Origin of the sequence: Capnocytophaga cynodegmi DSM 19736 (assembly GCF_000379185.1) — a bacterium.
In the GTDB taxonomy this organism is placed as follows: domain Bacteria; phylum Bacteroidota; class Bacteroidia; order Flavobacteriales; family Flavobacteriaceae; genus Capnocytophaga; species Capnocytophaga cynodegmi.
On the sequence record NZ_KB900706.1, the window covers coordinates 24,596 to 36,827 of the forward strand.

A 12,232-nucleotide genomic window follows, 5' to 3' on the forward strand; every position below is an offset into this window, starting at 1 on the left:
TTTAGATGACTACTGCTGTTCCACTGGCAGTTACCATAAGCATTCCGCCACTGCTACCAACAGTTTCGTAATCTAAATCGATGCCAACCACAGCGTTAGCACCTATTGCCAAAGCACGTTGCTGTAATTCGGCAAGGGCTGTGTTTTTGGCTTCAATAAGTACTTTTTCGTAGGTGGAAGAGCGTCCGCCAAAAAAATCGGTAAGTCCAGCCATAAAATCTTTAATAGCATTAGCTCCGATGATGGTTTCTCCTGTTACGATGCCTTTGTATTCCTTGATAGGATGTCCTTCCAATGTTGGAGTTGTTGATAGAATCATTTTGTAATTTTTTTAAAAGCTACTTTCAATATAGCACAAAGGTAGAAAATTTATTCCAAAATTCGAAATATTTTGTACTTTCGCATCCAATGGAAATTTGTGAGAGTAGCGTGAAATACTATGAATTACAATCAAGAGATTAAAATTCTTCAGCAACAAATATCTGTTTCAATTGCTCAGGCTTTGAGACTGCTTAAAAATACCAATGGAATAGTTTCTTTAGCTGTGGAGCAATTTCATCAAGAAAATATTACGCATATTGGTGAAGAAACTGAACGTAATCCTGTTTTGGCTCGTGAATTTTATGAAAAATGTAATTATAATGCTGAAAAAGCGATTGCTGAAATTCTGAAAAAACCAGTTGTTTTTGCCACTTCTGTTGGTCAAGATAAAGGTAAAATAGGTTGTGTTATTTACGGATTAGACGAAAAATTTAATTCTTTTTCAGGAAAGAAAGGGATTTCTGCTTTTATTCCAGAATCTGATTTTGAACATATTAAAAGTGAGTTTCAATCTTTTTACCCGAGAATGAATCCGCTTTTTGATGAAATGGAAGAAGAATTCAGTGCGACTTCTGATAATGTTTTTGACAGGGAAATTTGTTTAAAGATTCTTGAAAAATTAGAACAAAATGTGTTTGATAACGAAAATGTTACAAAGTTTGTGAGTGATTTGATTGGCTGGATTCTTGAACGATTAAAATATGCCCATTACATCAATTTTTGCGGAAATTTATAAATTGAAATAGAAAATGAAACCAAATATATCAAAAGGATTGGAAGGAGTTATTGCAGGAGAGTCAATAGATTTTCTTGTATTTGCCAAGAAAAGAATGTTCCGAACAGTTGCGGTTTTCTTTATAATCTATGGTGTTTTTGGGGTTTTATTTTTCTTAGGGCTTTTAAACGATTTTTTGGTAAGTGATAAAGCTCATAAAAAACTTTTGATTTGGAGCTTAATTTTTTGTCTATTAACGATATATATTTATTTTTCGGTTGGATTAAATAGCTTTTTTAGAGATGGTGGCTATTTTGTAGGGACACCCACACGACTTATACATTATCAAAAAGGGATTTCAAAAATCTATAATTGGCAAGATTTTACGGGAAACATCGAAATGAATCCTAAAAAACATTATGTCACGTTTTATCTTCATACTAACCACAAGGAAAAAGTTGACGATAGGAGGTATATGATTTGTGATATTGTAAATTTGCCCTATGTAGATGATGTTTTGCAAATAGAAAGAATCGCACGCAAAAGAATAAATGAACATAGAGATACCGATAAATATATTTTCTAAATAGTAAAAAATGTTACCAAAAGCATTGAGAGTTGTCATCAATGAAGAACGTATAATATTTTCTTGTTTTGCCAAACGAGAAGGGACCTTATCTTCCGCTATTGATAATTTTATTAGGGTAATGGTTTTCTTTGCATTTGTTTATTTGATATTATATGTAGAAAAAGAGTCCGTTTTAGAATTGACAAACAATAAAGAATTCGAATTGAATTTAATTTTCCAAATGGATATTTACAAATTAGCACTTGCTTTGTTTTTTACATTTAATGCTCTATTATATTTTTTACCTATAATTCGGTTTATTTTCAGTAATGGTGGTTATTTTGTAGGCACCCCTACAAGGCTTATTCATTACAAAAAAGGAACCATAAAAACCTACGTTTGGGAGCTTTTTACCGATGAGATTAAAACCGATGTTGATAGCGGAGATATCGTTTTTACACTCAAAACAGGCAATTTTCAAGGAAGCAAACAGCCAATTTTTGTCCCCGATAAAATCGAAATTATTTCCGCAGAAAATGTTTCAAAAATAGAAAGAGTGGCTCGTGAGCGGATTCGTTCTCTCAGTTATTCAGCAAGATAACATTTTAAAAAGAAAAAACCTTGTACTGAGTTTACATTTAATTTTCAAAAAATGGTTAACTTTGTGGCTTCAAATTCAAATTTTATGTTAGAGGAATTAAAAGAACAAAAATCAAATAATTTTATTGAAAATATTATTGAAGAAGATTTAGCAAATGGATTTTCTTCCAGCAAGTTGCGTTTTCGTTTCCCACCAGAGCCTAATGGCTATTTGCACATTGGTCACGCTAGTTCAATATGTTTGAACTTCGGATTGGGGTTGCGTTATCAATCGCCTGTAAATCTGCGGTTTGATGATACCAACCCGTCCAAAGAAGAACAAGAATACGTTGATGCTATCAAACGCGATGTGGAATGGCTCGGATTTGAGTGGGACAGAGAGTGTTATGCTTCCGATTACTTCCAAGAACTGTACGATTGGGCGGTGCAGCTCATCAAACAAGGAAAAGCCTATGTAGATGGGCAAACTTCCGAGGAAATCGCCAAACAAAAAGGAACGCCTACCCAAGCGGGTACTGAAAGTCCGTATCGAAATACTTCCGTTGAGGAAAATTTGCAACTTTTCGAACGAATGAAGAACGGCGAATTTGAAAACGGAAAATACGTGCTTCGTGCCAAAATCGATATGGCTTCGCCTAATATGTTGATGCGTGACCCAATCATCTACCGAATTATGCATTCAAGTCATCATCGCACTGGAAATCAGTGGTGTATCTATCCGATGTACGACTGGGCTCACGGCGAAAGCGATTATTTGGAGCAAATTTCGCACTCCATTTGTACGCTTGAGTTTTTGCCACATCGCGAATTGTACGACTGGTTTTTAGACCAAATTATTGACAAAGATAAAGTCCGCCCCAAACAGCGTGAGTTTGCTCGTCGGAACCTATCGCATACCGTTGTGAGCAAACGAAAATTGTTGCAATTGGTCAACGAAAAACACGTTTCAGGTTGGGACGACCCGCGTATGCCCACCATATCAGGCTTACGCAGAAGAGGTTACACGCCCGAGTCTATCCGAAAATTTGCTGACACCATCGGAATTGCCAAACGCGAAAATTTGATAGATGTTTCATTATTAGAGTTTTGCATTCGCGAGGATTTGAACAGAAAGGCAAATCGCGTAATGGCAGTGCTTGATCCTGTTAAAGTGGTGATTACCAATTATCCTGAAGGAAAAGAAGAATGGTTAGATGCTGAAAATAATCCCGAAGAAGAGGTATTAACCTTCCGAAAAGTGCCTTTTTCGAGAGAAATTTATATCGAAAGGGAAGATTTTAGAGAAGAAGCCAACAACAAATTTTTCCGATTGAAATTAGGTGGGGAAGTTCGCTTAAAAAATGCGTATATCATTAAGGCAGAAAGTGTTGTAAAAGATGAAAACGGAAATATTACCGAAATTCATTGTACATATGACCCCGATAGCCGTAGTGGAAGCGGTACGGAGGCGAGTAAACGCAAAGTGAAAGGTACATTGCATTGGGTATCAGTTCCTCACGCATTGGAGGCGGAGGCACGTATTTACGATCGATTATTCACCGTTGCCGAACCTGACCGTCAAGAAAAGGACTTTTTGGAGTACGTAAATCCCGATTCACTTAAAGTTACAACCGCTTATGTGGAACCGAGTTTGAAAGATGCTAAAGTAGGCGAAGGTTTTCAATTCCAACGATTGGGTTATTTCAGTCTTGACCCTGATTCAACTGCTGAAAAATTAGTTTTCAATAAAACCGTTGGACTGAAAGATACTTGGGCGAAGGTAGAAGAGAAATAATGATTTAGGTAAGGGCAAAAACTTGCCCTTGTATTTTATAAAAATATTTAAAAATGAAACATAAAATTTACGTATTTGTCTGTTTTATAGGGTGCCTCATTTTGGCTTCGTGCAGTACTATGAAGCTAAAGGATGGAAGAAAAAATACAACTCAAATGGGGCAAATAGAAGAAGTAGCTATGATTGCCCAGAATGAGAACATACAACATCATTCTCGAAAAATAGGACATTTTATCTTAAAAGAGGATTTTAACATAGAATGGAAAAATCTTAGGAAAAAAATGACTGACTTTGCCAATGAAAATGGAGGGAATTTGTTTGAAATATCTGAAATTGGCTTCGGAAAGAAAGGACATGTTTTTTATGTGGAAGGAGAATTGTATTACAACGAAAATCTGGGAGAAATTCGTTCTCAATTCAATGAAAATTGTGCTATACACATTATTCGTCCGAGCTTCGGGAATCCTTTAGGTTCAACCTTCACCATAAATATTGAAATTGATGGAGATAAATATGAAAAAGTGTCTCACAAACAGAAACCTATTAAAAAGGAATTTTCCGATTGTGATAAAGAGGTGGAAATTTTCACCAACAAAAGCAGGAATGTAGTAAAGCTTAATGGAACTCCAAAATATTATTTCGTTGCACGGGAAGGAGGAATGATGGCTACTGCAGGGGGTGTGGGAATCAGTGTTGGGGGAGTTACCTTAACAGAGATAGAAGACAAAGATTTTGGAAGAGTTATGATGTATCAGTATTAATTCTTTCAGGAGATTTTATAACAGATTTTATGTGCTAATGTCCATAGAGAAAACAAGATTTTATCTTATTCTTAATCGTATTTCCTTCAAAAAAATAAAAAGAAAGAAAACAACGACCAAAATCAACTGATTTTGGTCGTTGTTTATTTTTAAAAGAGAGTGATTTTTTCATTTTTATTAAAAAAGTTAGTTGAAAGGCTTGATAAATTGCCAAAAATCAAAAATGAAACTATATTTGCCCGCTTAATATCTATTTCTGCAAAAAGGAATTAGATATATTTTTTGTTTTTAATGTTTAAGAAAATACAGAATTTAAAAAATGAGAAAATTACTTTTTACGTCGTTTTTAATTGTTGGTTCTATTTTGGTTAGTTATGCTCAGGAAACAGAACTTCCTCAGCCTAAGGAGTTAAATAAAGAGTTGAAACACGGACGATTAGGACGTACACTCTCACAAATGTTTGAAATTAGTGATGACGACCAAAAAGGAATGTTTCGACCGACTTCCTATAAGCCGATGTATGTGATTCCGTTTCGGTGGACAGATAAATTTAACAGGCAGCCAACAAATTTTAACTCAAATAGAGGAAATCCGCCATATAGAGACTATCAAAGTGTGGAAGCAAAGTTTCAAGTTAGTATAAAAACGAAAGTCTGGCAAGACGTCCTTTGGGGCAAAGGTGATTTGTGGGTTGGATTTACACAACAGGCTTACTGGCAAGTGTTTAATGCGGAACTTTCTCGCCCTTTTCGTGAAATTAATTACGAGCCTGAAATAATGTATATTATGCCTTTGAATCTCTCTGCTGGGGATTTTAAATGGCGAATGCTTGGACTTTCTGTCAATCACCAATCTAATGGAAAAGAGCAATTATATTCTCGCAGTTGGAACAGGGTGATATTAATGACGGCTTTTGAGTGGGATGAATTCATTTTTTTAGCTAATTTCTGGAGGAGATTTTCTGAGAAAAATGATGAAGATGATAATCCCGAAATAGAAAATTACATCGGGCGTTCTGAGTTTAACCTTTATTACAGCACGTCGCGTAATATTTTTCATTTGATGTTTCGTAATAATCTTAATTTCAACAAAAACAGAGGATTTGCAGAATTGACCTATACACATCGTTTCAATTCAGGATTAAGGCTTTTTGCCCAACTTTCCCACGGATATGGAGATTCACTTATCGAATACAATCACAAACAAACAACCATTGGAGTGGGAGTGTCATTGTTTGAATTTTAACAGAAGTATTGAGTTTTTTGAATGTAGGAATTTTTAGACTAAATCCCCAAAAAGTGAAATTGTAATGAGAGCGTTTTTCTCTAAAAGAATTCAAAAAAAGATTTAATGATACATTAAAAAAATGCGTATTTTTGTCGCCCCAAAACGATTGGTAGTATGAAACGATTTTTAAAATTTCCGACGCCCTATACGGTGTTGATGATTGTTATTGTTATTGCGGCAGGATTGACTTTTTTGTTGCCTTCGGGTAAGTACGATACGCTTTCTTACGATAGTGTACAGAATGTATTTGTTATAAACTCGAAGGGAGAAACGCAAACCTTACCAGCCACACAGCAAACCCTGACCGAAAAGAATATTTCCATCAGTATTGAAAAGTTCAAAGAAGGAAAAATTAAAAAACCAGTTTCTATTCCAAATACGTACAAGCAAGATGAAGCCAAACCGCAAGGTTTTTTAGAAATCCTTTATGCCCCGATTAAGGGAATTTACGATACGATTGATATTATTTTGTTCGTATTGGTTTTGGGTGGCTTTATCGGAATTTTTAATAGCTCGGGGACGCTGAATGAAGGGGTTGGTTATCTGGCTTACAGGCTGAAAGGCAGAGAAGGAATTCTCATTATTTTAGTGTTTACGCTCATCGCTTTAGGGGGGACTTTTTTCGGTTTGGCAGAAGAAACACTCGCCTTTTATCCGATGCTTATTCCTGTGTTTTTGGCGGCAGGATACGATTTGATGGTCCCTCTGGCTGTGATTTATCTGGGTTCGTGTGTAGGGACGATGGCTTCGACAGTAAATCCGTTTTCGGTTATTATCGCCTCTGATGCAGTAGGAGTTGATTGGACAACAGGGCTGGTAACACGTCTTGTAATGCTTGTACTTTCAACTGTAATTAGCTTGGTATACATTATTCGCTATGCAGAAAAGGTAAAACGCAACCCACAAGCATCGGTCGCGTATGGTGCATCACTTCCTGAATCGTTACATAATGAAAAAGCAGTTCCTGTGGAGCGACTTAAGTTATCAAGTAAACTTTTGCTTGTTGTTTTTGGGTTGTCTTTTCTGGTGATGATTCTCGGTGTTTCCCAATGGGGTTGGTGGTTTGAGGAGATGACGGCTTTATTTTTAGTTGCTTCTGTAATCATTGCTATTTTGCAACGTACGGGCGAAGAACAATCGATCGCTCATTTTTTGACAGGTGCGAAAGATTTACTGGGTGTGGCTTTTATCATTGGGATTGCCCGAGGAGTTACTTTCATTCTTAATGACGGACAAATCTCAGATACGATTCTTTATTACTCGTCGAACTTAGTAAGCGGAATGTCTCCTGCGTTGTTTTTGCCCGTGTTGATGTTTATTTTCGTAATACTTACCTTGTTTATTGCTTCTTCATCAGGAATGGCAGTAGTAACGATGCCTATTATGGGTGGATTAGCATCAGTGGTGGGAGTAGAGGGGCAAAGCGTGGTAAATGCTTATCTATTTGGAATGGGATTGATGAGTTTTATTACCCCAACGGGACTAATTTTGCCTTCACTTGCAATGGTAAACCTCAACTATAAACAATGGTTGCGGTTTGTGTCGCCTTTGATGCTTATTTTGGTGGTTTTAGCCATTGGTGTTTTATTGGTGGAATATTATTTGTAGATAAGCAATAGAAAGAGAGATGATTTCAGAATTCTGAAATTATTTCTCTCTGTAAAAATCAAAGATAATTTTCTTGTTTTGATAGGAAATAAGTCAAAAAAAATTCCCAAAGTATATTTTGGGAGTTTTTTATTTGAAAAATTGTTTGTTTTATTGGTAATTTTTATTTCCTGAAGCCTCTTTTACAATGTTCTCCATTAGTTTTTGCATCTTTTCCAAAATGGCTGTGTTTTTTAAGGGATATTTGTCTGCTAAAAGTTTTACATTCGTAAAGACCAATGATGTTTTTTGCTGATTGTCCTCAACAACAGCAATTTTTAGTGGTAATTCTAAAGCTATATTAGGATTATCAAGCATTAATAATGTTCCCACTTTTGGATTTCCGAATACAATTACATTGCTTTTAGGCATTTTCATTTCAGATTTTGTTGCATTTTGCTGATGGTCAAAATTTGCAAAAATAGTCAGTTGTTTTTCTTTTAAAGATTGTAGCAAACGATTTAACGTTGTGTCAAAATCATATTTACTTACCACTGACTGAACTTCCTTTTGGTTATTTTGTCCGTGCAGATTCAGGAAGGAAAATAATAATAGAAAAATAAAATAGATTTTTTTCATAGTTGAAACAAAGTAAAAGTGAATACCGCAAAAGTAAACAAAATTAAATAATCAATAACTTTAAAAGTAATTTATTAGTGATAACCTTTTATGATTGTTTCGGTGTAAATTATTGGGAATGATGATATTCCTAAAAATAGAGAGTGAAGAAATAAAAATGCGACCCCAAATTAGGTCGCATTTATGCTATTCATATGTGATTTTATATGTAGTTTCAGCCTTTTGGATATTGGCAGTACTTGCAGTGTGAATTTTCGTCAGGTTTGTGAATGTTTTTTCTTCCCCATTGAGTGTATATGTGAAATCGTATTTTTCTATTTCGTCATACGGCACATAATCAGTTCCGTTTATGTTTGCTCTTTCGTGTTTACGGATAACTAAAACAAATTGATGTACATTTCCTAAACTCGAATTTGAAAGGACTTGATACGTTCGTTCTTTTTCTATTCTATTATCAATCTGTTCGATAGTTTCCTGAACTTCATTCCATATTTCATTGATTTTTTCTACATCACTATCGGCATAATTGGTTTCTTTTACTTGTTTTGAATAGTAGTGTAAAAATCTTTTTTCTTTTATTTCCGAAATATACCCATCGTTATAAACATATTCAAAATCACGTTCCGATTTGCTGTATTTTACAGCATTATTTTCTTCTTTTACAATTGATTTTATCAAATTCTTAGTTGGTTTTCCCCAGTTTAAGGGATATGAGTCTTTGAAATAATTGAAATATCCCAGAGCCCAATTGTCATTTAGGAAAAAACTTGGTGAAAATTGATTTTTATTATCTGTTTCGTAGTAATCGTATTTGGTAATTTCTTTGCCATTGGTCATTCTTATCATATTTTCGTTGTCCCAATGATATTTGTGGTTGCCATTACTTGTTAGTTGTTGCTCATTATTATATCCAAATTCGGAAACGATTAACGAATCTTGTTGTTCATATTCTTTCTTGATGATATTAGCTTGGTCGTTCAATGAAAAGGTAACCTCTCTTTCTTCCTCTCCTTCCGTTATTTTTGCAAGAATGTTTTTGCCCTCATAGCTTATTTGAGAAGAATAGAACTGCTCATTACCCTTAGTGATTGCCACATTTGTTATCTGATTGTTTGTGTAGGTGAAGTATGTTTTGTAATTTTCTGTTACAGAAACTTCTGATTCAATCTCATCATCATAAAAATATTTCGTAGAAGCAGTTTGTATTTCCTTTATTTTTCTTTCGGCTTTTGGGTTTAAGGTAGGATTTTCTGTCTGTTGTTGCTGTTTTATTTCAGGATTGTTATTTTCCTTTTCACAAGAAGCTACAAATAAACCACTAACCAAAATTCCGCATAAAAATCTCTTTCTCATTATTCAATATTTTTTTAAAACGCTGACAAAAGTACATTTGTTTTTTTAGAAAAGAAAGAAAATATTAACGGAAAACTAAATATTAACAAATTTTTATGAGAAATCAATTAGGAAATAATTTTCACAATTTTATGAATTGAAATAGAGCATAATATATAATGGATTTTTTACAGAAGTTTTTTTATGTTATTTAAAATTCAATGTTATCAGCGATGTTGCCACCGTTTTCTTCAGCGAATTTTTTGGCATATTCTTTTTGCTTTTGTTGCTGATACGGAAGCATATTAATCATATTGCTCATCCACTTCATTGCCACACTTTGGAAATCACCGAGCGAGATTCCGTAATTGTCCTCAATCCATTTTGCTCCGTCTAGTCCAGCTTCGTAAGCGGCTTGTCTTGCTCCACAAAGTTCGTAATAAAACTTCTCATCGGTGGAAATTCGAGTCAGATAGTCCTCATTGGATTGGCTGTTAGTTTGTTTACCAAGTTTTGGATGTAAGTGTGCCTGTCCGAAATATTGCCCGTAAAGAGACATAACCACGAAAGAAGTGTCCTGTTGCATTCGTTTTATCCAAAGCTGATTGGCTTCGTCCCATACTGGAAGCTCAATGCCTAACCTTTTACAAACTTGTTCATCAGTCATTCCGTTTGCCATATTAGCAGCGGCGGCAGCGTAATCCTCAAGTGAAACACCGTGAATGGGTTGTAGAAGTGGATTGTTAGTATCGTGCTTCATATTCATAAACGGATTGACAAATCCGCCGTAGTTAACAGAGGGTTCGTCGTCGTAATCATCATCTTCTTCATCGTCTGCTTCATATCCGTGTCGTTCAAGAAATTCATCACTGAAACGATTTAGCTTATCCATATTTTTTTGGATACGTTTGTTATTTTCATTCAATTGAGCTTGTTCCTCAGGTGTACCTCGTTTTCCTTCAGTTCGTAGTTGGATAAGAATTTTGTAACCATTATCCATTAACTCGTCATAGAACAGGAAGAATTTGATAGCAGCTTCAATAAATGAATTGTCGCCTTCGTATGCTCCAAGCTGCTTTACTTCATTGATATAATGTTGCAAATCTTTTTTCCACTGCAAACGCACTTTTTCGGCACGAATATAATCTTTATCGTCCATTGCATCATTCATATCTTCCATATTATAATCGCATTTATTGATGATACAAATGATTTCGTTGTTGTATTCTACTTCGTCATCAAAAGTTCCTTTGGCGTAATACACACCTTCTTCCTCGTTCCAGCCTCCTTGAAAGGATTTTTCTTCTTCTTTTCTTGGTTTGTTAAAAAATTTTCCGAACATATTGTTTGTTTTATTAATTGATGCAAATGTAATAATAACGTCTATTTGTAAATAAAATGTGGTATCTACAAATCGTCTACATAACAAAAAAATTGATGAATGACAGAAAATAAATAAAAACAACTTTAAAAGAATCACATTTCGTCTTCCCAATTTTCATCATCTTCGTAAGAAATATATGACCATTGCAAGTTCAAGTCTTCTAAAGTATCAAGCAAATTATCAAATTCTTCTTGTTGTGAACTTCCTAAAAATAGAGCTGTAGCCTGTCCTTGCAGATTGTTATTAACCTCAAAACTGATACTAATTACTGCAAATTCGTTTTGATAAATTTCTTGCTCCACAAAACTAATTTTTTCAATTTTTTTGAAATTTTCTCGGACGTATTTCACTGCTTCAGGACTGATATATGAATTTTCTTTAAAAGTATTTCTCAAAGCATTGGCATTATAAGTAAGCCCGCCCAAAACGCCGTTATAGATTGCCATATAAAGCCAGAAATCAGAAGTTTTTTGTGTTTGTATTATCCAATTAGGTTTTGCTTCTGAATCATAATTTCCCCACACAGGCGGATTGTCCAAATGCAAATCATTTTTATGAATTCCCCAAGAAACAACACCTTGATTTTCTTCGTAAAAACAGAGAAAATCTCCAATAAAATGTATTTTTTCAGGAGAAAATAAATAATTATGCGACTGATTGATACATTCAGTATTTCCAAACTGCAAATAATACTCACGCAGAGTCTTCGGAAATGAAATATTTAAGCGTTTTTCTGCTAAAAGTAGTTCTTTTTCGGAAAATCCTTTGTATTCGCTTTCTGGAAGTTGGTATATTTTCTTGATTTCTGCTAACATTTAGTATCTATTTACTATTTTTTATTGATTATAAGTTAAAACCATACTAGCGAAGGAACTTTTTGGGTTGTAGAAGGCACTTACTTTTCCCCAAGGAAATTCTGTGCCTCCGAGTGTTTTGATAAGCCATTTTTCGTATGATTTTTTCTTCTGTAATTCTATTTTCTCATCGAAGTCTTCCCAAGAAAATGCTTTTTCGTAAATGCCTCTAAAGCCGAATATAATCATATGTAGTTGTTCTCCTTTGAAGCAAATATCTGCATAAAATTTTTGATTTTCTACGATAATGTCCTGAAAATAAATCCAAAAAGAGCCCGTTCCTACCTCCCAATATTTATTGTTGGGAAATAGATTTCTTAATTCACTATAAGTTGTTGTTTTATTTATTATGATGTTGTCTATCAAAAGAAAATCTCCGTTTTCGGTGTCAATTATTTTCATTATAAAA

13 protein-coding genes are annotated in these 12,232 nt (G+C 34.5%); 7 read left to right on the forward strand and 6 right to left on the reverse strand.

The window, feature by feature from the left end:
* Position 1 precedes the first annotated feature (1 nt).
* Positions 2-319, reverse strand: coding sequence for a heavy metal-binding domain-containing protein (locus tag YW9_RS0102890; protein ID WP_018278679.1), 318 nt, complete (start codon positions 317-319; stop codon positions 2-4).
* A gap of 120 nt (positions 320-439) precedes the next feature.
* On the opposite strand from YW9_RS0102890, the gene YW9_RS0102895 reads away from it, so the two are divergent.
* The 7 genes from YW9_RS0102895 (at position 440) to YW9_RS0102925 (ending at position 7,635) form a co-directional block, all read left to right on the forward strand.
* Entirely contained in the window at positions 440-1,057 is a 618-nt protein-coding gene (locus YW9_RS0102895) for a hypothetical protein (RefSeq protein WP_018278680.1), read from the forward strand.
* A 13-nt stretch (positions 1,058-1,070) separates the two neighbouring features.
* Positions 1,071-1,622: a hypothetical protein gene (locus YW9_RS0102900; RefSeq protein WP_018278681.1), complete on the forward strand. Its 552-nt coding sequence runs from the start codon at positions 1,071-1,073 to the stop codon at positions 1,620-1,622.
* Between the two features lie 10 nt (positions 1,623-1,632).
* The gene (locus YW9_RS0102905) at positions 1,633-2,205 is read left to right on the forward strand and encodes a hypothetical protein (protein WP_018278682.1); all 573 of its coding nucleotides are present in this window, start codon (positions 1,633-1,635) and stop codon (positions 2,203-2,205) included.
* A gap of 84 nt (positions 2,206-2,289) precedes the next feature.
* Complete coding sequence (locus tag YW9_RS0102910; RefSeq protein WP_026193769.1) at positions 2,290-3,978, forward strand: glutamine--tRNA ligase/YqeY domain fusion protein; 1,689 nt, start codon at positions 2,290-2,292, stop codon at positions 3,976-3,978.
* A gap of 53 nt (positions 3,979-4,031) precedes the next feature.
* The gene (locus tag YW9_RS0102915; protein WP_155848711.1) at positions 4,032-4,739 is read left to right on the forward strand and encodes a hypothetical protein; all 708 of its coding nucleotides are present in this window, start codon (positions 4,032-4,034) and stop codon (positions 4,737-4,739) included.
* Positions 4,740-5,058: 319 nt separating this feature from the next.
* Positions 5,059-5,985 carry a phospholipase A gene (locus YW9_RS0102920; protein WP_018278685.1) on the forward strand — a complete coding sequence of 309 codons (927 nt, stop codon included), beginning with the start codon at positions 5,059-5,061 and terminating at the stop codon, positions 5,983-5,985.
* A gap of 156 nt (positions 5,986-6,141) precedes the next feature.
* Positions 6,142-7,635 (forward strand): YfcC family protein, encoded by a 1,494-nt coding sequence (locus YW9_RS0102925; protein ID WP_018278686.1) that lies wholly within the window; start codon positions 6,142-6,144, stop codon positions 7,633-7,635.
* A gap of 150 nt (positions 7,636-7,785) precedes the next feature.
* Here YW9_RS0102925 and YW9_RS0102930 read toward each other — a convergent pair whose 3' ends face one another.
* From YW9_RS0102930 to YW9_RS0102950, 5 genes are all read right to left on the reverse strand, one after another.
* On the reverse strand, positions 7,786-8,253 hold the full coding sequence (locus YW9_RS0102930) for a DUF302 domain-containing protein (RefSeq protein WP_018278687.1): 468 nt from the start codon (positions 8,251-8,253) through the stop codon (positions 7,786-7,788).
* A gap of 186 nt (positions 8,254-8,439) precedes the next feature.
* Positions 8,440-9,606, reverse strand: a complete 1,167-nt coding sequence (locus YW9_RS0102935; protein ID WP_018278688.1) for a hypothetical protein — start codon at positions 9,604-9,606, stop codon at positions 8,440-8,442.
* 190 nt (positions 9,607-9,796) lie between these two features.
* Positions 9,797-10,927 (reverse strand): DUF6620 family protein, encoded by a 1,131-nt coding sequence (locus YW9_RS13620; RefSeq protein WP_018278689.1) that lies wholly within the window; start codon positions 10,925-10,927, stop codon positions 9,797-9,799.
* A 134-nt stretch (positions 10,928-11,061) separates the two neighbouring features.
* Positions 11,062-11,784 carry an SMI1/KNR4 family protein gene (locus tag YW9_RS0102945; protein WP_018278690.1) on the reverse strand — a complete coding sequence of 241 codons (723 nt, stop codon included), beginning with the start codon at positions 11,782-11,784 and terminating at the stop codon, positions 11,062-11,064.
* A 21-nt stretch (positions 11,785-11,805) separates the two neighbouring features.
* Positions 11,806-12,225 (reverse strand): hypothetical protein, encoded by a 420-nt coding sequence (locus tag YW9_RS0102950; RefSeq protein WP_018278691.1) that lies wholly within the window; start codon positions 12,223-12,225, stop codon positions 11,806-11,808.
* Positions 12,226-12,232 lie beyond the last annotated feature (7 nt).

Excerpts from the sequence above, each read along its gene's own strand:
- YW9_RS0102890 (WP_018278679.1), bottom strand. The coding sequence starts at position 319 with ATGATTCTATCAACAACTCCAACATTGGAAGGACATCCTATCAAGGAA.
- YW9_RS0102895 (WP_018278680.1), top strand. The coding sequence starts at position 440 with ATGAATTACAATCAAGAGATTAAAATTCTTCAGCAACAAATATCTGTT.
- YW9_RS0102900 (WP_018278681.1), top strand. The coding sequence starts at position 1,071 with ATGAAACCAAATATATCAAAAGGATTGGAAGGAGTTATTGCAGGAGAG.
- YW9_RS0102905 (WP_018278682.1), top strand. The coding sequence starts at position 1,633 with ATGTTACCAAAAGCATTGAGAGTTGTCATCAATGAAGAACGTATAATA.
- YW9_RS0102910 (WP_026193769.1), top strand. The coding sequence starts at position 2,290 with ATGTTAGAGGAATTAAAAGAACAAAAATCAAATAATTTTATTGAAAAT.
- YW9_RS0102915 (WP_155848711.1), top strand. The coding sequence starts at position 4,032 with ATGAAACATAAAATTTACGTATTTGTCTGTTTTATAGGGTGCCTCATT.
- YW9_RS0102920 (WP_018278685.1), top strand. The coding sequence starts at position 5,059 with ATGAGAAAATTACTTTTTACGTCGTTTTTAATTGTTGGTTCTATTTTG.
- YW9_RS0102925 (WP_018278686.1), top strand. The coding sequence starts at position 6,142 with ATGAAACGATTTTTAAAATTTCCGACGCCCTATACGGTGTTGATGATT.
- YW9_RS0102930 (WP_018278687.1), bottom strand. The coding sequence starts at position 8,253 with ATGAAAAAAATCTATTTTATTTTTCTATTATTATTTTCCTTCCTGAAT.
- YW9_RS0102935 (WP_018278688.1), bottom strand. The coding sequence starts at position 9,606 with ATGAGAAAGAGATTTTTATGCGGAATTTTGGTTAGTGGTTTATTTGTA.
- YW9_RS13620 (WP_018278689.1), bottom strand. The coding sequence starts at position 10,927 with ATGTTCGGAAAATTTTTTAACAAACCAAGAAAAGAAGAAGAAAAATCC.
- YW9_RS0102945 (WP_018278690.1), bottom strand. The coding sequence starts at position 11,784 with ATGTTAGCAGAAATCAAGAAAATATACCAACTTCCAGAAAGCGAATAC.
- YW9_RS0102950 (WP_018278691.1), bottom strand. The coding sequence starts at position 12,225 with ATGAAAATAATTGACACCGAAAACGGAGATTTTCTTTTGATAGACAAC.